General features: G+C 65.6%; 18 protein-coding genes. 12 read left to right on the forward strand and 6 right to left on the reverse strand.

Features of this window, described 5'->3' with window-relative positions; all coding sequences use genetic code 11:
- Positions 1-118: 118 nt before the first annotated feature.
- Entirely contained in the window at positions 119-676 is a 558-nt protein-coding gene (locus NP3_RS24690) for a TetR/AcrR family transcriptional regulator (protein ID WP_063043980.1), read from the forward strand.
- On the opposite strand, the gene NP3_RS24695 is transcribed toward NP3_RS24690, so the two are convergent.
- Positions 665-2,524, reverse strand: a complete 1,860-nt coding sequence (locus NP3_RS24695; RefSeq protein WP_063043981.1) for a Na+/H+ antiporter — start codon at positions 2,522-2,524, stop codon at positions 665-667. The two genes, NP3_RS24690 and NP3_RS24695, sit on opposite strands and share 12 nt — an antisense overlap.
- Positions 2,525-2,661: 137 nt before the next feature.
- On the opposite strand from NP3_RS24695, the gene NP3_RS24700 reads away from it, so the two are divergent.
- The 11 genes from NP3_RS24700 to NP3_RS24750 all read left to right on the forward strand — a co-directional run bounded on the left by NP3_RS24700 (position 2,662) and on the right by NP3_RS24750 (position 11,783).
- A complete protein-coding gene (locus tag NP3_RS24700; RefSeq protein ID WP_063043982.1) occupies positions 2,662-3,552 on the forward strand; it encodes an alpha/beta fold hydrolase in 891 nt (296 codons plus the stop codon).
- A 43-nt stretch (positions 3,553-3,595) separates the two neighbouring features.
- Positions 3,596-4,219, forward strand: a complete 624-nt coding sequence (locus NP3_RS24705) for a TetR/AcrR family transcriptional regulator (protein WP_245721093.1) — start codon at positions 3,596-3,598, stop codon at positions 4,217-4,219.
- Positions 4,220-4,418: 199 nt separating this feature from the next.
- Entirely contained in the window at positions 4,419-5,390 is a 972-nt protein-coding gene (locus tag NP3_RS51185; protein ID WP_063824900.1) for an enoyl-CoA hydratase/isomerase family protein, read from the forward strand.
- 58 nt (positions 5,391-5,448) lie between these two features.
- Complete coding sequence (locus tag NP3_RS24715; RefSeq protein ID WP_084508917.1) at positions 5,449-7,737, forward strand: molybdopterin-dependent oxidoreductase; 2,289 nt, start codon at positions 5,449-5,451, stop codon at positions 7,735-7,737.
- Positions 7,738-7,925: 188 nt separating this feature from the next.
- Entirely contained in the window at positions 7,926-8,312 is a 387-nt protein-coding gene (locus NP3_RS24720; protein WP_063043985.1) for a hypothetical protein, read from the forward strand.
- 455 nt (positions 8,313-8,767) lie between these two features.
- On the forward strand, positions 8,768-9,388 hold the full coding sequence (locus NP3_RS24730; protein ID WP_063043987.1) for a TetR/AcrR family transcriptional regulator: 621 nt from the start codon (positions 8,768-8,770) through the stop codon (positions 9,386-9,388).
- Positions 9,385-9,885: a hypothetical protein gene (locus NP3_RS24735; RefSeq protein ID WP_063043988.1), complete on the forward strand. Its 501-nt coding sequence runs from the start codon at positions 9,385-9,387 to the stop codon at positions 9,883-9,885. The genes NP3_RS24730 and NP3_RS24735 overlap by 4 nt, the downstream gene beginning before the upstream one ends.
- A gap of 30 nt (positions 9,886-9,915) precedes the next feature.
- The gene (locus tag NP3_RS24740; RefSeq protein WP_063043989.1) at positions 9,916-10,095 is read left to right on the forward strand and encodes a hypothetical protein; all 180 of its coding nucleotides are present in this window, start codon (positions 9,916-9,918) and stop codon (positions 10,093-10,095) included.
- 139 nt (positions 10,096-10,234) lie between these two features.
- Positions 10,235-11,209, forward strand: coding sequence for an adenylate/guanylate cyclase domain-containing protein (locus tag NP3_RS24745; protein ID WP_063043990.1), 975 nt, complete (start codon positions 10,235-10,237; stop codon positions 11,207-11,209).
- A 55-nt stretch (positions 11,210-11,264) separates the two neighbouring features.
- The gene (locus NP3_RS48220) at positions 11,265-11,417 is read left to right on the forward strand and encodes a hypothetical protein (RefSeq protein WP_157124528.1); all 153 of its coding nucleotides are present in this window, start codon (positions 11,265-11,267) and stop codon (positions 11,415-11,417) included.
- Positions 11,418-11,504: 87 nt separating this feature from the next.
- On the forward strand, positions 11,505-11,783 hold the full coding sequence (locus NP3_RS24750) for a hypothetical protein (protein ID WP_063043991.1): 279 nt from the start codon (positions 11,505-11,507) through the stop codon (positions 11,781-11,783).
- A 177-nt stretch (positions 11,784-11,960) separates the two neighbouring features.
- On the opposite strand, the gene NP3_RS24755 is transcribed toward NP3_RS24750, so the two are convergent.
- From NP3_RS24755 to NP3_RS24775, 5 genes are all read right to left on the reverse strand, one after another.
- Positions 11,961-12,365 (reverse strand): tautomerase family protein, encoded by a 405-nt coding sequence (locus NP3_RS24755; RefSeq protein ID WP_063043992.1) that lies wholly within the window; start codon positions 12,363-12,365, stop codon positions 11,961-11,963.
- A 106-nt stretch (positions 12,366-12,471) separates the two neighbouring features.
- Positions 12,472-12,906: a hexameric tyrosine-coordinated heme protein gene (locus NP3_RS50630; protein WP_245721094.1), complete on the reverse strand. Its 435-nt coding sequence runs from the start codon at positions 12,904-12,906 to the stop codon at positions 12,472-12,474.
- Between the two features lie 5 nt (positions 12,907-12,911).
- The gene (locus NP3_RS24765; protein ID WP_063043993.1) at positions 12,912-13,166 is read right to left on the reverse strand and encodes a hypothetical protein; all 255 of its coding nucleotides are present in this window, start codon (positions 13,164-13,166) and stop codon (positions 12,912-12,914) included.
- Between the two features lie 131 nt (positions 13,167-13,297).
- Positions 13,298-14,209, reverse strand: a complete 912-nt coding sequence (locus tag NP3_RS24770) for a LysR family transcriptional regulator (protein ID WP_063043994.1) — start codon at positions 14,207-14,209, stop codon at positions 13,298-13,300.
- A 617-nt stretch (positions 14,210-14,826) separates the two neighbouring features.
- Positions 14,827-16,980 (reverse strand): molybdopterin-dependent oxidoreductase, encoded by a 2,154-nt coding sequence (locus NP3_RS24775; protein WP_063043995.1) that lies wholly within the window; start codon positions 16,978-16,980, stop codon positions 14,827-14,829.
- Between the last annotated feature and the right edge of the window lie 108 nt (positions 16,981-17,088).

Genomic DNA, 17,088 nt, shown 5'->3' on the forward strand with positions numbered 1-17,088 from the left:
TTTCACGGCGCGGTTACCGCAATGCGCGGACTTCGTTACGTTTCGGCGCGACGGACATACGATGAGGTACTGTCTGGTCCTCCCGCCTTGCCCGCACGAACAGAAACGGCGCCTGCGAATGTCACGAGTGGTCACCAAGGAGCAGTACTTCGACACCGCTCTGGAGGTCTTGGCCGAACTCGGCTTCAAGGGCCTCAATATCGGCGTGCTGTGCCGCCGCCTCGGTGTCACCAGCGGCTCGTTCTACCATCATTTCGGCAGCTGGCAGGGCTTCGTGGACGCGCTGCTCGAGCATTGGGAGAACCGCCAGGTCATCATCCTGCGCACACTGAAATTCAACCAGGGCAATCCCGACGACGACATCCGCGCCATGTCCGACCTCGCCGCGGGCCTGCACCACGCCGCCGAGGCCGCGATCCGGGCCTGGGCCGGTAATGACGAATCGGTCAATCTGGCACTCAAGCGGGTCGACGAATCACGCCGCCGCACCGTGCACAAGGCGATCAAAGGCGTTGTGGGCGATGAGGAGACCACCGCGGTGGTCACCGCACTCGGCATGTCGATGCTGATCGGCTACCAGCAGATCGCCGCGGGCGGGGAGGACATTTCACTGGACCAGCTGCTGGCCCAGTACGCGCGGTTGATCTACTCTCACGCCCGCCGCTCAGCCGAGTAGCTCGTCCACATAGCACCACCGCCACGCCTCACCGGGCTCCACACTGCGCATCACCGGATGTCCGGTAGCGGCATAATGCTTGGTCGCGTGATTGCCCACCGAGGAGTCACAGCAGGCGATGTGCCCGCAGGACAGGCACATTCGCAGATGCACCCAGGCGTACCCCTCGGCGATGCATTCCTTGCACTCGTCGGGTTCGGTGGGCTCACGCACCAGCGGCGCGGACTCGAGATGCGCGCAGCTGTCGGCCGCCACCGGGGCGGCGAGCGGTTCGACGCGTTCCTCTTCGGTTTCGTCGAAGCGGTCGATCATCGATTCCTCGAGATCGAGCCGCGAGAGCACGTACTGCAGGATCTCGTAGTCCGCGGTGCCCGAATCCCGCACGCGCAGTACTGTTTCCCGTTCCGCGCGCAGCATTTCCAGCCGCAGCCGACGATATTCGGCGGTCGGTGTCGCCAGTTCCGATTCCGAGCGGCCCAGTCGTTCCCAGGCCGCGTTGGTCTTCCAGGTGACCCGATCACGCAGTGTCTCGACGACACCGGGCGGTGTGTCGGGGGTGATGTGCTTTTCCAGCTCGGCCAGTCCGGCCGAGGTCGCCTGCTGCAGCAGATTCGCCTTCTGCAGTGCGTTTTCCGCGCGACTCGGGCCGCGCACATGCAGCCGCCGAACCACCCACGGCAGCGAAGTCCCCTGCAGCAGTAGCGTTCCCGCGACCACGACGAGGGCGAGCAGTTTGAGCACCGGCAGTTGCGGGGTGTCGGCGGGCAGCAGCAGCACCGCCGCCAGGGTGACCACCCCGCGCATGCCCGCCCACGACACCACCACCGGATGGCTCAGCGGCACATCGGCATTCGACAATCCGAGCTTGCGCGAGAGCAACGCGACCGGGAACACCCACAGCGGCCGCGACAGCATCGCCGCCAACATGACCGCCACCGCCGCAACGATCAGGGTGCGGTGATCGAGGTTGCTGTCCCACGCGCCTTCGATGATGGCGCGCATCTGCAGCCCGATCATCAGGAAGACGACGCTTTCCAGAATGAATTGGATGGTGCGCCAGTTGGTGCGTTCGGCGATCCGGGAGGCGGCGCTCTGCCACGCCGGTGCACCGTGCCCCAGTACCATGCCGCAGGTCACCACCGCGATCACACCGGAGGCTTCGATCCCCTCGGCGGGCAGATAGGCGACGAACGGCGCCAGGAACGACAGCGTGGTGTCCAGCACCGGATCGGTGATCCGCCGCCGCAGCATCGCCAGCAGATAGGCGACCACGATGCCCACCGCCGCGCCGCCGCCCGCTGCCAGCAGGAAGTCACCACCGGCCTTCCACACCGACACCGTGCCCGCGGCCGCCGCGATCGCGGTGCGCACCGTCACCAGCGCGGTCGCGTCGTTGAACATCGACTCGTCTTCGAGGATCGTGACGATCCGGCGCGGCATCCCGATGCGTCGCGCGATGCCGGTCGCGGCCACCGCGTCCGTCGGTGCGACCACCGCACCCAGTGCCACCGCCACCGCGAACGGTACCGGCAACAGCCACCACACCACCGCCGCGACCGCGAACGTGCTGAACAGCACCAGACCCACCGACAGCAGCGCGATGGTGCGCGCATTGGCCCGGAAGTCGACCAGGGAGGTGCGAATCGCCGAGGTGTAGAGCAGCGGCGGCAGGAAACCCAGCAGGATGACCTCGGGATCCGGATGGACCTCGGGAACGTGCGGCAAATACGACGCGACCACCCCGGCCAGCGTCAACACCAGCGGTTCGGATATCCCGAACCGTCGCGCGAGCGCCGCGAGCGACGCCGCCGAGGCGACTAGAACAACGAGGCCGATCGCGACATGCACTGTGGCATTCTCGCAGAGCAAACACCCGGCTCGAAAAGACCATGCGGTACGTGACACGGACAGTGTGGTTCGGTTCCCCCGAATGGCTGTGGCGGTAGCGTTCGCGCGCAATAGTTGTCGGCACGAAGGAGGTAGACATGGAAGAGTTTGCGTCCTGGCGGGCGAGCGGTCGGCGCCACACCCACCGCGGCCATCAGATCTTCTGGCAGGACAGCAGCGGCGACGGTGCCGGAAATCTGCTCTGCATCCACGGTTTCCCCACCGCGTCCTGGGACTGGCACGCGGTATGGCCGGGTCTGCGTGAGCGGTTCGCGCGGCTCATTGCCCCGGATATGATCGGCTTCGGCTGGTCGGCCAAACCCCGCAATTACGATTACCGGATCGCCGATCAGGCCGATATCCACGAGAATCTGCTGCGTGAGCAGGGGATTTCCCGGACGCACATCCTGGCCCACGATTACGGCGACACTGTCGCCCAGGAGTTGCTGGCCCGCGACGCGCAGCGCCGCGCCGACGGCGACGATTCCCTGGTGATCGAATCGGTATGCCTGCTCAACGGCGGACTGTTCCCTGAGACCCACCGTGCGCGACCGGTGCAGAAGTTGCTGGCGAGTCCGCTGGGACCGCTGCTCGGGGTGCTGGGTACCGAGCGGGTGTTCCGTCGCAGCCTTGCCGGGGTCTTCGGTCCCGACACCCGACCCAGTTCCCACGAGCTCGATCAGTACTGGATCCTGTGGTGTAGCAAGCACGGGAAGAGCAACGGGCACAAGCTGATTCGCTATATGGGTGAGCGCAAGGCGAACCGGGCGCGCTGGGTGGGCGCCCTGGTCGACACACCGGTTCCGGTCCGGCTGATCGACGGTCTGCTCGATCCGGTATCGGGTGCGCACATGGTGCGCCGCTATCGCGAACTGATCCCGGATCCGGATGTGGTCGAGTTGCCGAAGGTCGGGCACTATCCCCAGTTCGAAGCCCCCAGGGAGACCTTGGCCGCGGTGCTGGATTTCCACGCCAGCCGCGTGCGGTAGACGAACACCCCCGGTGTTATGGGGCGTCCCATACTATGGCTACATGGCAGCGACACGCCGCACGAATAAGGAGGCTCCGGCGCGCCCACAGCAGCGTGACGCGCGCCGGAGGATGATCGCGGGCACGATCGAATCCCTGCGCATCCATGGCGCGAGCGCCACCAGTGTGGACCGGGTGCTGGCCGATACCGGTGCGCCTCGCGGGTCGGTCTATCACCACTTTCCCGGCGGTCGCACCCACCTGATCACCGACGCGCTCACCGCGGCCGGTGGTTCGATGTCGGAATTCATCGAAACGATCACCCGCGAGAACGATCCGGAGACCGCACTGGATATGTTCGTCGCACTGTGGCGACGGACCCTCGTCGACAGCGACTACCGCGCGGGCTGCCCGATCTTCGCGGTCGCCGTCGAAACCAACGACGACGCACCGGAATTCGCGGCATCTGCCGCCGCCGTCTTCGCCCGCTGGAATGCCGCGCTCACCGATATGCTCAGCCGTCACGGCCTCGACCCGGTGCGGTCGCGGCGCATGGCCACTCTCACCGTCGCCGCTGTCGAGGGGGCGATCGCGCTGTGTCGCGTCGAGCGTGCCATCACTCCGCTCGAGGACACCGTCCACGAATTGCAAGTTCAGCTGACGAACGCCATCAGCGCTTCCGCGTAGCGCCTGATCGATCCGGGTCTTTTCCGGTGACATTCGGCAGTTCGCCCCTGCGGAGAATGCCCGCTCGGAGCCGTCTTTCTGGGTATGCGGCCGACCGTGTTCGACAGGGCGTGCCCTTGACATCCCGATTATGGTGAGGACCATAATCAGCGTCGGGTGCAGCTTCCACCGCGCCCACCACGAACCCGAGGAGACGCCGATGTCGCGAACAGCCGAGCTCGACTTGGAGACGATCGACCTGGCCCGGAACGGGAGAGTGCTCACCGCGACCATCGTCGCACCGCCGCTGAACTTCGTCACACCCGCCGTCGTACGGGATCTGGACCTGCTCACCGCGGCGGCCGATACCGACGACACGGTCGGCGCGATCGTGCTCACGGGCGGTCTGCCCGGGCGGTTCCTCACCCACGCGGATCCGAGCGCGCTGACCGGCATGCTCGCGATGCCGCATCCGTTCATCCCGGCCCGCGCGGTGGCGCCGCTGATCCCGGTGCTCAACACGAGCCTGCGGGTACCGGGTGCGGCCCATGTGCTGGAGCGTTTCGGGGGCGGTCTCGGGACCGGCATGGTGTGGGGTTACCGCTGGAAGCGAACGACCCTGCGGATGAACCGATCTCGCGTGGTCTATCTGGCCGCCATCAATGGCCCGGCCCTCGGCGGCGGGCATGAGATCGCCCTCGCCTGCGATATCCGGTACGCCGCCGATGCCGAGCACGTCAAACTCGGTCAGATCGAATCGATCGCCAATCTCATTCCGGGCGGCGGCGGAACCCAGCGCCTGCCGCGACTGATCGGCGCGGCAAAGGCGATCGAGTTGACCCTCGAAGGTGGACCGCTCAGCGCACAGCAGGGCCTGCGTCTGGGCCTGGTGCACCGGCTGACCTCCGAGAACGAGTTACTCGTTGAAACCGAGGCCACCGCGACGCGTCTGGCCGCGCGCAATCCGGTCGTCATCAGCGAGCTCAAGCGCGCCATCTATTTCGGCACGGAGAGGTCGTTGTCGCGCAGTCTGAATCACGAACTCGCCGCATTCCTGTCCACCGGCAGCAGTAAGGCGGCCACTCGCACCCAGGACGCCTTCTTCGACGATCTCGATCGGCTCGGCGACACACCGTTTCTGGCCGAGCCGAAGGCGTGGATCGACGGCACTCGCGTCGACCAGACCAGTTGAGCATCCATATTTCGACCGGCGGTTTCGCTTCCGTCGACGACAACTCGGAGGAGCATCGATGAGTACCGCCGCGCAGCAAGGCAGCCGAGTCGGCAACAGCGCGCGACCTGGACGCAATGATGCCGCGGCACAACAGGAATGGCATAAGACCGCATGCATCCTGTGTGAGAACAACTGCGGCCTGCTGATCCAGCTCGACGGCCGCAGCTTCGCCAAGATCCGCGGCGACAAGGACCACGTCGCCTCGGCCGGATACACCTGCAACAAGGCGCTGCGCCTGGACCACTACCAGAACGGCGGCACCCGCCTGACCACCCCCCTGCGCCGCGAAGCCGATGGCAGTTTCACCGAAATCGACTGGGATACCGCGATTTCCGAGGTCGCCGCCCGACTCACCGCGGTCAAGTCCACCTATGGCGGCGACAAGATCTTCTTCTACGGCGGCGGGGGACAGGGCAACCACCTGGGTGGCGCCTACAGCGGCGCCCTACGCCGGGCACTGGGCAGTCGCTATCGCTCGACCGCGCTCGCCCAGGAGAAGACCGGCGAGGGCTGGGTCGACGCGCATTTGACCGGCGGCCACACCACCGGCGATTTCGAACGTGCCGAGGTTTCTGTCTTCCTCGGCAAGAATCCCTGGCAGTCACACGGTGTGCCGCGTGCCCGCACCGTCCTGCAGCAGATCGCCAAGGATCCGGCCCGCACCATGATCGTGCTCGATCCGGTGCGCACCGAAACCGCCGATCTCGCCGATATCCACCTGCAGGTCCGCCCCGGCACCGACGCGTGGTGCCTGGCCGCGATGCTCGCCGTGCTGGTGCAAGACGATCTGCTCGATCACGCATTCCTCACCGAACACGCCGACCAGGTCGAGGCCGTCATCGCGGTGCTGCGCGATATCGATATCGCGTCTTATGCCGAAACCTGCGGTGTGCCAGTGGAATCGCTGCGCTCCGCCGCCCATCGGATCGGCACCGCGAGCAGTGTGGCCACCTATGAGGACCTGGGTGTCCAGCAGAGCCCCAACAGCACCCTGATCTCCTATTTGAACAAGCTGCTCTGGCTGCTCACCGGAAACTTCGCCAAACCCGGTGCCATGCAACCACATTCGTGGATGGCGCCGTTGGCGAACTACAGCCGTGACATCAAACGCAGCCCGGTGACCGGCGCACCGATCCTCGGCGGCATGCTGTCGTGCAACTCGATCGCCGAGGAAATCCGCACCGATCACCCCGACCGGTTCCGGGCGATGATCATCGAATCCGCGAATCCGGCACATTCACTCGCCGATTCGACCGCCTTCCGCGCCGCACTGGACGCACTGGATCTGGTGGTGGTCATCGATGTCGCGTTCACCGAAACCGCACGCCACGCCGACTATGTGCTGCCCGCGGCCAGCCAGTTCGAGAAGTGGGAGGCCACCTTCTTCAATCTGGAGTTCCCGCACAACACCTTCCATCTGCGCGCGCCGGTACTCGAACCGCTCCCCGGCACATTGCCCGAACCCGAGATCTACGCGCGCCTGCTTCGTGAACTCGGCGTCGTCGGTCGTGCCGAGCTGACGGTGCTGCGGACCGCCGCGAAACTCGGCCGCCGCCCCTACGCATTGGTCTTTGCCGCATTGTTGGCGATGAACAAGAAGATCGGCGGACTCGCCCCCTACCTGCTCTATGAAACCCTCGGCCCGACCCTGCCCGATGGTGCGCGCTCGGCCGCTGTGTTGTGGGCGCTCGCGCAGCGCGTCGCGAAGGTGCATCCGGCCGCAATGCGTCGAGCGGGTCACCTCGATGCCGATGCGCTGTTCGACGCCATCCTCGCGGGCCGCTCCGGAGTCACCTTCACCGTCGATGACTATCCGGACGCCTGGGACTATGTGCCACACCCGCGCATCCCGTTGGCGATCCCGGAATTGCTGCACGCGCTGCGCCAACTCCCGGCCACGCCCGCCACGCACACCAGTCCCGAATTCCCCTTTGTCCTGTCGGCCGGGGAACGGCGATCCTTCACTGCCAATACCATTTTCCGCGACAACAGCTGGCGTCGCCGCGATCCGGAGGGCGCGCTGCGCCTCAGTCCCGACGATGCCACCGCCCTCGGTCTCACCAGCGGTGAGCGCGCCCGCATCACCACCCGGCGCGGCAGCGCCGTGGCCGCGGTAGAGATCAACGACCGCATGCGGCCCGGGCATGCCTCGCTGCCCAACGGGCTTGGCCTGGACCTGCCCGATGGCACCCGCACCGGTGTGGCCGCGAATGAGCTCACCGATGCCGGTTGGCGCGATGCGATCGCCGGAACACCGTGGCACAAGCATGTTCCGGCCCGTATCGAACCGCTGCGCGAGGTGTAGCTTTTCGTGGACGAGCCACGCGGTGATCGCATCATTTCCGTGCGATCGAACAGATTCGCCCAGATCGGACAATTACGGCACACATGTCGGCGCTGATACCGATCTGCGTGCGGCTGGGCCTGTGAGCAACCGAACTTCGTGACGCTCCAGTGCTTTTCGCGCACATGGCGACACCGTACAGTCGGCCCATGGTTTTCCGGCTCGAGCTGCAACCTGCCCCGCCCCTGCCCCTGACACCCAACTGTGTGGTGCATACCGGGACGGTGCGACTATTCGTCACCGGCACGCTCATCCACACCTCCGGAGCCCCCGCCGAACCGTTCGGCTTCTTCCTTCCGAACACCCGTCCCCTGCCCGAAGACGCGCCCGAACCGCACCTGTGGGCGGAGATGCATCTGATGACCGCCACCGCCACCGCGGCATCCGGAAACTTCCCGTTCGGCATCACCCACACCCAGGCGGCCTACGTCCCGGACCCGCGCGCCGGCCTGCACCGCTGGCTCCACCTCACCGCCGCCGCCCACCCCGCCCGAGAACTCCGCCTCGGCTACCGGGTCACGGTTCAAACCCCCTGATCGGTCTCGGCGGCGTGCACCGAGGTGTGACCGCATCCGCCTAGGTCCACGCGAGGGTCGACTCGCGCCGTGGAGTGGCCGTGGGCCCACGTGATCGGCAGACTCCCGGCCGGGACAGCCAGGCAATGGCAGCACCCGCAGCGGTCGCCACCGTCGTCGAACTCCGCTGATGCCCGATCATCGCCGATAGACGACCACAGATTCGTATCCAGCATCACCGCGGAGGTGGTCCGCACGGCTTCTGCTCTCGATATCGCAGTTCCGAGCAGAGCGAGCACAGGACGGCAATGTGGCCATTTAGGACGAAATCGCGACTTGGCCGAGTGATCCGACGTCGAGCATGTCGCCGTCACAGCCGGTGGTTTCGGGCAATCCCGAGGTTCCTCATTGTGGCCCTTGTCACTTCCAGGAATCCAACCTACTGTGTGCTCAGTAGGTTTGAACGAAGGAGTTCGGTGTCCGGTCAACAGCCCCTCACCCCACGGCGATACGACTCGTTGCTCGCCAAGGGGGAGGACCGGAAGGCGCGTATCCTCGCGGTCGCACAACGGCTGCTCGCGCGCAATGGGTGGCGCAACACATCACTCGCCCAGATCGCCCGGGAAGCCGGGGTCACGACGGCGGGATTGTTGCATCACTTCGAATCCAAGTCGCAGCTGCTACACGAGGTGCTCGACAGCCGCGACAACGACGACGACCTGCACTGGGATCGCGAGGCCGACCTCATCGAGGTACTCAACGGGGTGGCCGACCGATTCCAACGATCGCCGGAGCTGATCGGCTCGTATACGGTCCTGCTCATCGAGAACCTGGACCCGGGCGCGCCGCTGCATGAACGGTTGCAGAACCGGTACCGCGCGGCGGTCGAATCCCTCACCACGACCATCCGGCTCGGCCAGCGCGCCGGTTGGTACCGCACCGACCTCGATCCCGCCGTCAAGGCCGTCGAGATCATCGCTTTTCTCAACGGAATGGAAACTACATGGCTGCTCGACCCCTCGATTCCATTAATAGAAGCATTCCGGGGGTACACACGCTCGCTGGCTCGCGAGCTCGCGCCCGTCGCTATCCCATGAGGTACCGGCTGTGCGTCCTCGCACCCAGCACGGTCGATGTGATCCGCTACGCCGGGGGGTGGCTCTGCGATCGAGTACTGGCTGGGTGGGAGGTCACGGTGCTGGTTTCCGACTCCGACCATGTTCGGCCATTGCGAATCCTGGGGACCGACGCATTCGACCTGGAGACGGCATTGTCTGCGCGGGTAGGCACCCCGGTTCCGCAGGCAGTCGCGGTGGCAGGGGAATTGCTCGAATCCGATGACCGGGTGCGTGAGGGGCTGTTCGAGGTGCTGGGCAGGGGGCGTACCGAGGTCACGCTGTGGGGGAATTGTCCGGCGGCGATCGACTCGCAGTTGCGCGTGGTCCGCCACGAAGTGAGCAATGCGGCGAGAACTTTCAAAGCCCAAGCGCTGCGCGCCGCCGCGCAGTCGGCCGATCTGGCCGACACCTCTGAGCTATTCCGCAGCACCCTGTGGTCGTCGGTGCGGGCCTGCGATCTGGTTCCGGCGGTCTGAGCCCGCCGCAAGATCGGGGGGACAGGTCCTGTGCTCAGAGCCGCCATCAACCACGTACGTCGCGCCTTCGACACGGCCGCGCGGGCCACCGACGTCGGTTTCTGTATCCGTTACCTCGGGCAGTTGAACACGGCTCTGCTGAATCATCGGGAAGAGTTGCGCGAGTTGATCATTGCCGAGGTCGGCGCGACTCGGATGCCGACGGTATAGCAACCACCTGGACATTCCGATCGGCATTGTCGGCAACTACGCCATCGGGCATCGGCCGCGAGTCCGGTGTTTCCGGGCTCGGCGTCGGCTGTGGCCGTGTCTGTTCGACGGTGGCCCACTCGGGAAAGGTTGGATCGTATTGTCCGCGCTGAGTGATGGTGCCGATGTGGGCGCACTGGTTCCTTCGTTACTGGGAGAACGTCGGTGTTTTACTGCGCGGGAGGCGGCGGCCGCCGCCGGGGTTTCGCTGCCGCGCGCTCTCCGATATTGGCGCGCACTGGGCTACCCGCCGGTGGGTGACGCGACGGTGGATTTCACTTCCTCCGATGTCGAAATGCTGCGTCTGATGGCGGGTTACGTCGATGAAGGCATCATCGACGAACCGGATTCGCTGCGGCTGACCCGCATGCTGAGCCGAGCCATCGCCCATCTGGTGCGGTTGCAGGTGGAGATCGTCGCCGACCAGCGACTACGCCACGGCACTGCCGGTTCGCTGGATCCGGCGGCGGCGCTGGCCGAGCGGATACCCGAAGTACAGCGGGTCCTCGGCCAACTCTGGCGGCGTCAACTGGACGCGGCATTGCCGGGATCGGATGGCGCTGCCGAAAATGAGACAGAGTCGGCGGCAATCGGATTCGCCGATATTGTCGGTTTCACCGAACTGAGTCGGTTGCGCTCCGACAGCGCGCTGACCCGGATCGTCACGCGCTTCGAATACCGGGCCACCGAGATCATCTCCGAATGCGGGGGGCAGGTGGTCAAGATGCTCGGTGACGAGGTTCTGTTCCTATCCGAAAACGCTACGGTGGTAGCCGACATCGCCACGCGACTGGTGTCGGCGTTCGCAGCCGACGCCGATATCGCCGGGCTACGAGTGGGTTTGGCGTACGGCCCGGTGGTCAGGCATCTGGGCGACGTGTTCGGTACGACGGTGAATCTGGCCAGCCGGCTCACCGCGCTTGCCGAGCCCGGCAGCGTGCTCGTCGCCCCCGAGGTGGCCGACGCCCTCGACGGGCATCCCGGTTTCGGCGTGCGTCGGATGGCGTCCCGTGATATCCGCGGCATCGGGGCGGTCGCTCCGGCCCTGCTCATCCGGCAGCGGCCGGGCGCGTGAGATCGCCGTCACAACGCATGCGGAGCAACGAATTACAGCCATACCGTGAGCGCGGATGACATCGGTCGGCATCATGGTCAAAACGATCCCGCCGGGGTTCGTCATTTCTGAGGAAGTCGGCTACGTCACCGGGCAGATCCTCGGCGTCAGCGGCTCGCGCAAACTTGACCAGCCTGATCAGGAAGAAGACGCGATCCGTCCTGAATGACGTGCTGGGCAAGGAACTCGTCGAGGAGCGCGACGATGTCGAGCCGGGCCCCGGCCAGACACCGACCGGTAGCCAGGCGAAAACGTTATGACAGCGGTGCTGAACCAAGCGGCCGTGCTGGTGACGCTGCTCGGGTTGCTCGCCGCCGCGTGCGTCGGGATGCGCCTGCGTCGGATCCAGCCCACGCTCCCGGTGTTGACCGATTTCCTGGTGGCCGCAGGGCTGATCCGGCTGGCCGATGAACCGTCATGGACCTCGCTCGCCGTCGCCGTCAGGATGTTGCTCAATACGGAGTTGCGTTCTCTCGCAGCGGGACGTGCGCGAACTCCTGGAACTCGATCGCCACCACGTGCGCCGCGCGGCTGAGCTTGTCGGGGTCGCTGGAACATCCCGGCCGACCTCGAGGACATCCAAGTCGGGCTGGATGTCGCAGTCTCCCCGCAGCAAGGCCGAATAATCACTTCGCCGACACCGGCCGCGGCTGTGCGCTCCGGGAAGTATGCACGAGCAGGGCGGGCTTGCTGTGATCACCCGGCTGTGGGGTCAACGTCCGGGGATCGGGAGGTCGCCCTCGATGTACTGGGCGCGGCCGTCGGCGAAAGACCAGTCGTCAGGGCCGTTTTCGAAGTAGCTGATGAACAGGTCCTTGCCGTCGACACCGACGCGGGCGAGTTGGTCGGCCAGTGTCCGGTACAGATGTTGCTTGTCCTGCGTGCTGCGGCCGCGCTGGGTGAAGACGTGAACGACGACGGTGCCGGGGGTGCGCTCGAAGCCGAGCCCGGCATCGAGGGCGACGATCTCGTCCGGATCGTGTTGGGTGATGATCTGGAATCGGTCGCGCTCGGGAATCTTCAGAACATCGACGAGAGATTGCTGGATGGCGTCGGCGATGGCCCGGATGTCCTCGGGGCGGCGTCCGCGGATGAGGTCGATGCGTACCAGGGGCACGGTAGGGCTCCTATCGGGTCGTGACAACCGTTGTGGCGGCGCGGGTTCGGTCAGGAGCACCGGCTGGGTGCAGGTCACCCATGGTGCAGCTGAAGAATCGTCCGGGTCAGTCGCTCACCGACTGGGCTGGGTCCCGCCAGTAATTGTTCGCCGCGGCGATGGTCTGGAAGTTGGTGGCCACGACCTGGGAGGTGGCGATGAGGCTTTCCGCGTCCTCGGAGTACACCGGACGTAGACCACGACGAACTTCGGCATCGGGCTGAGTGAGCCCGATGACTTTGCGGGACAGGGTCATTGCGAGTTGGAACCCTTCCTCGGGTCCAGCGGTGATCAGGGTGGGAAGCCAGGTGTCGGCCATGATGGATGTTCCTTTCGGTTCGATTTTGCGTGGGTGGGAGCGGAGCTCAGGTGGTGTCGTGTGCGGCCGAACCAGAAACTGGCGGCGCGGGGTGGTGGTGATCGACTCCCGGAGGTGGGTGACGACGAGGGCGACGCGGTCGGTGCCGATGCGGCGGTAGCCGGTGCCGGCCCACTGGTTCACCGTCGCTAGCGAGCTGAAACCCGTTCGAAGGTCACGAGACGATCGTGGCCTGCTCGGGTCCCGGGCGGCACCAGCAGTTCGGCCGCCTCCTCCGTCGTACGACGGACGATATCGCCAGCGGGTGCGATGCCGTGAATCAGTCCAGCGACCTCGCCTACGATCATGGTGGCGACATCGAAACGGGCGCCGGACGCCGTATCCATGGGTGCGAGCACGATCGGATACCCGAGGTCGAAGGCGCGGGTGAGGCGGGTCTGCAACAGCGAAGTCTCTTTCGATCGGTTCTTACCCCGCTGGTTACGCCCGGGGAAGCGGTGCTGGAAGAACCGTAAGGCCGCTGTGGTTTCAGATCCAACGATTGTTTGTGATGGGTGCCATCTGGATGAGAGAACTATTGCTGCGCCGCTGAGGTCCCGCCCCCGACAATCCGCAAGTTCGGAGCCTGGCTCGCCGCGCGCAAGTGCTCGAGGAAGCGCGAAACGGCGGGCGAGGGAAGAACATCGGCCCGTCGAACGAAGACGGTTCCCGCCCACCGTTCGGCTTCAGGAAGCCGATGTACGCGAACCAGCTCCCGCGAGACGCTCTGTTCCACCACCCCTGCAGGCAGCAGAGTGATGCCCATTCCGGCCGCGACGCAGCCGAGAATTCCCTCGAGTGTGCCGAATTCCAGGCAACGCACCCCGACCGCGCCACGAGCCAGCAAGATATTCTCCAAACGCCTGCGATACGAACAGCCGGCCCGAAAGACCAGGATCTTAGGACTGCGCAACACAGTGTCGAGTACTGTGACCCGCCCAGCGGTGACGATCACCAACTCCTCGACAAAGACTTCGGTTTCGACGAGTTCGTCCAGTTGCACCGGGCCGGCCACCAGAGCACCCTCGAGGTGGTAGTCGAGAACCGCCTGGACCAGGTCGTCGGTCGGTCCGGTCGTCAGCGAAAGGTCCACCCGAGGGTGGTTGTCGGCGAAGGCGGACAGTACCGCCGGAAGCCTCAGCCCCGCCGTCGTCTCCATCGCACCCACTCGCAGCGACCCGCTGGGATCGGCCTCGTCATCTACCGCGCATCGTGCCTCATCCATGAGCCTGTCGATACGCTCGGCATAGGGAAGCAACCGCTCCCCGGCGTTCGTCAGCGCTACACCCCTGGCGTGCCTGCGGAAGAGAGAAACGCCGAGTTCCTTCTCCAGGGCATTGATCCGGGCGCTGATGTTCGACTGCACCGTGTGCAATTCCTGTGCGGCTCTGGTGATGCCGCTCGTTCGGGACACCGCCAAGAAGATCCGCAGGTCGGAAAGTTCCATGATGATCCCTGCGCTTAGTGAGGTAGTAGAGAGGTTACCTGCGCAATATCGGCCTCGAACAGCTGATCCCCACGATCGATGAGCCGTCACCCCCGGCACGCGCGCGGAATCGCTCCTGGTCGACGCGGCCCATTCGCCGACGTCAACGCCGCTGGAACCATCATCCGACTCGTGCGGCGCGACCACAACTCAGCTCCACACCATCCTGAACTCCAGCGTTGTCAGGGTAGGCATAAATATGCGGCCCCACGCCGACATCAGCGCGGCTTCATCGATGACGATGCTGTCGAGGCGGGTTCGGCGTGGCCGTGTGGTTCGAGGTTGCGGCGCGGTGCTGTGGCCGGTGAGCAGGACGCGGCCGCCTGTGCCATTGAGCTTTCGATTAACTGATCCGACGCGCACCCCACCGCTCCGGTTTGGCGAGAGAGTCGGGGCGCAGATGGTCCCGTCGTCCGCGTGTGCCCGGTCGGTGCACTACCAGCTCGACTTCGCTCCGATAGACTGCACGCCGCGCTCACACCGGGCGGTGTCGAGACCGACCGGGACGCGGCCAGCAAGGTCGCTGTGGCGCCCGGTCAACTGATGTGCTGGGTCGAATCTGCGTCCACGAGTGCGGGTTAGGTGCGGGCTGGGGTCACTGACACCCACGTGTTGTTGACCGCGGAACAGCCGGTGAAGGTGTCGGTGAGCGAGGGATCGTGCAGCAGGTTCACATTGGCACCCGGCAGCTGTGCGGCCACCTGCCAGCCGACACCGGGGTCCTGATGTCCCCAGCCGTGTGGGATCGCGATCGTACCGCTGCGGATGTCGTCGCTCACCTCGAGGGGCACGACGATCGAACCCATCGGTGAAGTCACAGTTACCGGTTCACCGTCGGACAGACCGCGTTCGGCGGCATCGGCTGGATGCATGAGCGCGGTGCATCGGTCGCGGCCTTTCACCATTGGCGGGAGGTTGTGCAGCCAGGAGTTGTTGCTGCGCAGGTGCCGTCGCCCGATCAGCCGAAGATCGAAGCCCTCGGGCGCTTTTGTCGGTACCAGCCCATCGAGGGTGTCGTCGATCAAAGTCCGTGCGCTGATCAGGAAATCCTGCGGCGCCAACTGCACCTTGCGGTCCTTGGTTGCGATCAGCGAACGCAACCGCGGTCGCAGCGGGCCCAGGTCGATACCGCCCGGCGTCGCCTTCACCTTGGCGAAGGTCAAACCGTTCCAGCCGCGCCGCAGCACTCCGTACGGGCCGGCGGCGATCGCGGCCATCGCCATCCGCAGCGGGCTCAGTTGATCGAACACACCGTTGAGCACCCGGCTGGTGATCGACCGCGCTGGCAGCGGCAGCACCTCGGTGATCAAGCGGGCCAGGATCTCCCAGTCCTCCAGCGCACCGGTCGGTGGCTCGAAGACCCGCTCACTGAAGCGGACGTTGTTGCGCACACTGAACGCCGCCAACACCAAATCCAGATCAGCGTGCTCGAGCGGCGAGACCGGCGGAAGCACAAAATCGGCATGTCTCGCGGTCTCGGTCAGATAAAGGTCCACGGCCACCACGCACTCCAGCCCGTCCAGCGCAGCACCGAGCCGACCGCGCTGTGGCGTGGACAGTACCGGGTTGCCCGCATAGGTGATCATCGCCTTAATGTGGCCTTGCTCCATTTCATCGGCGAGCACCGCCACCGGCAGCTCCGACCGGAAAGACTTGAACCGGCCCGAGCTATCAGTCCACGCACCGTGTCCCATCGACACGAAACGCCCGAACGGTGCCGCATCCACTGCCGGTTTGGCGAACATCTGCCCGCCTGGCCGGTCCAGGTTCCCGGTGACCGCATTGATGGTGTTCACCAGCCAGTGCGTCAAAGTCCCCGTCACCTGCTGACACACCCCGATCCGGGCATACAGCGCCGCCGAGGGTGCGGCCACGTGCTCGCGTGCCAACCGCCGAATCGTCTCCGCGTCCACCCCCGCATGTGCTGCCGCCCGCTCGGGCGTGAAATCGGCGACCAGCGCGCACAATTCGTCCCATCCGGTGCACTGCGCACGAATCCGGTCTTCGTCGCACAGCTTTTCGGTTACCAGCACATGCAGCATCCCCAACAGCAGATATGGGTCGCCGCCGGGCGCGACCGCGACATGCTCATCGGCCAGCCGCGCGGTCTCGGTGCGCCGCGGGTCGATCACCACTACCTTGCCGCCGCGACGACGCACCTTCTGGATGCGCAGCTTCGCGCCCGGCATGGTGCTCACCGACCCGTTCGACACCGCCGGATTGGCACCCATGATCACCAACCGGTGCGTGCGATCGATATCGACCACCGGCATCAGCACGTTCGCGCCGAACATCCGCCACGCCACGAATTCCTGCGGGAACTGGTCGATTGAGGACGCGGAGTAGAAGTTGCGAGTCATCAGCGCCACTCGAAGCAGCGCACCATAGACGACCGAGGAACTGTGCGCGGCCGGATTACCCAGGTACATCCCGACAGCGCTGGCACCGTGCTCGCGGCGGATCCGGCGCAGCCGCTGCCCGATCTCCCGAAACGCCTCATCCCAGCCGACCGGTTCGAACCGGTCACCCACCCGGCGCAACGGAGTACGCAGCCGGTCCGGGTCGTGATGCAGCCCGCCCATCGCCATCGCCTTCGGGCAGATATACCCGGCGGAAAGTACATCGTCGGGATTGCCTTCGATCCGGGTTACCCGTTCGTCCTCGACGGTTACCCGGATTCCGCAATGGGCTTCACACAAGGTGCACTGGCGGGCAATCGTGGTCGCGCTCATGAGTCTTCACTCCGCATAGGTCCAACACTGCCGGAGTCCGGCTCCAGCCCTTGTGGCGAGCTTATCGGCCGAACGCCAATAACACACCCGGATGTGCGACTCAGTCGC

This window comes from Nocardia pseudovaccinii NBRC 100343 (genome assembly GCF_001613225.1).
Taxonomy (GTDB): domain Bacteria; phylum Actinomycetota; class Actinomycetes; order Mycobacteriales; family Mycobacteriaceae; genus Nocardia; species Nocardia pseudovaccinii.

Excerpts from the sequence above, each read along its gene's own strand:
- NP3_RS24690 (WP_063043980.1), top strand. The coding sequence starts at position 119 with ATGTCACGAGTGGTCACCAAGGAGCAGTACTTCGACACCGCTCTGGAG.
- NP3_RS24700 (WP_063043982.1), top strand. The coding sequence starts at position 2,662 with ATGGAAGAGTTTGCGTCCTGGCGGGCGAGCGGTCGGCGCCACACCCAC.
- NP3_RS24705 (WP_245721093.1), top strand. The coding sequence starts at position 3,596 with ATGGCAGCGACACGCCGCACGAATAAGGAGGCTCCGGCGCGCCCACAG.
- NP3_RS51185 (WP_063824900.1), top strand. The coding sequence starts at position 4,419 with ATGTCGCGAACAGCCGAGCTCGACTTGGAGACGATCGACCTGGCCCGG.
- NP3_RS24715 (WP_084508917.1), top strand. The coding sequence starts at position 5,449 with ATGAGTACCGCCGCGCAGCAAGGCAGCCGAGTCGGCAACAGCGCGCGA.
- NP3_RS24720 (WP_063043985.1), top strand. The coding sequence starts at position 7,926 with ATGGTTTTCCGGCTCGAGCTGCAACCTGCCCCGCCCCTGCCCCTGACA.
- NP3_RS24735 (WP_063043988.1), top strand. The coding sequence starts at position 9,385 with ATGAGGTACCGGCTGTGCGTCCTCGCACCCAGCACGGTCGATGTGATC.
- NP3_RS48220 (WP_157124528.1), top strand. The coding sequence starts at position 11,265 with ATGACATCGGTCGGCATCATGGTCAAAACGATCCCGCCGGGGTTCGTC.
- NP3_RS24750 (WP_063043991.1), top strand. The coding sequence starts at position 11,505 with ATGACAGCGGTGCTGAACCAAGCGGCCGTGCTGGTGACGCTGCTCGGG.
- NP3_RS24770 (WP_063043994.1), bottom strand. The coding sequence starts at position 14,209 with ATGGAACTTTCCGACCTGCGGATCTTCTTGGCGGTGTCCCGAACGAGC.
- NP3_RS24775 (WP_063043995.1), bottom strand. The coding sequence starts at position 16,980 with ATGAGCGCGACCACGATTGCCCGCCAGTGCACCTTGTGTGAAGCCCAT.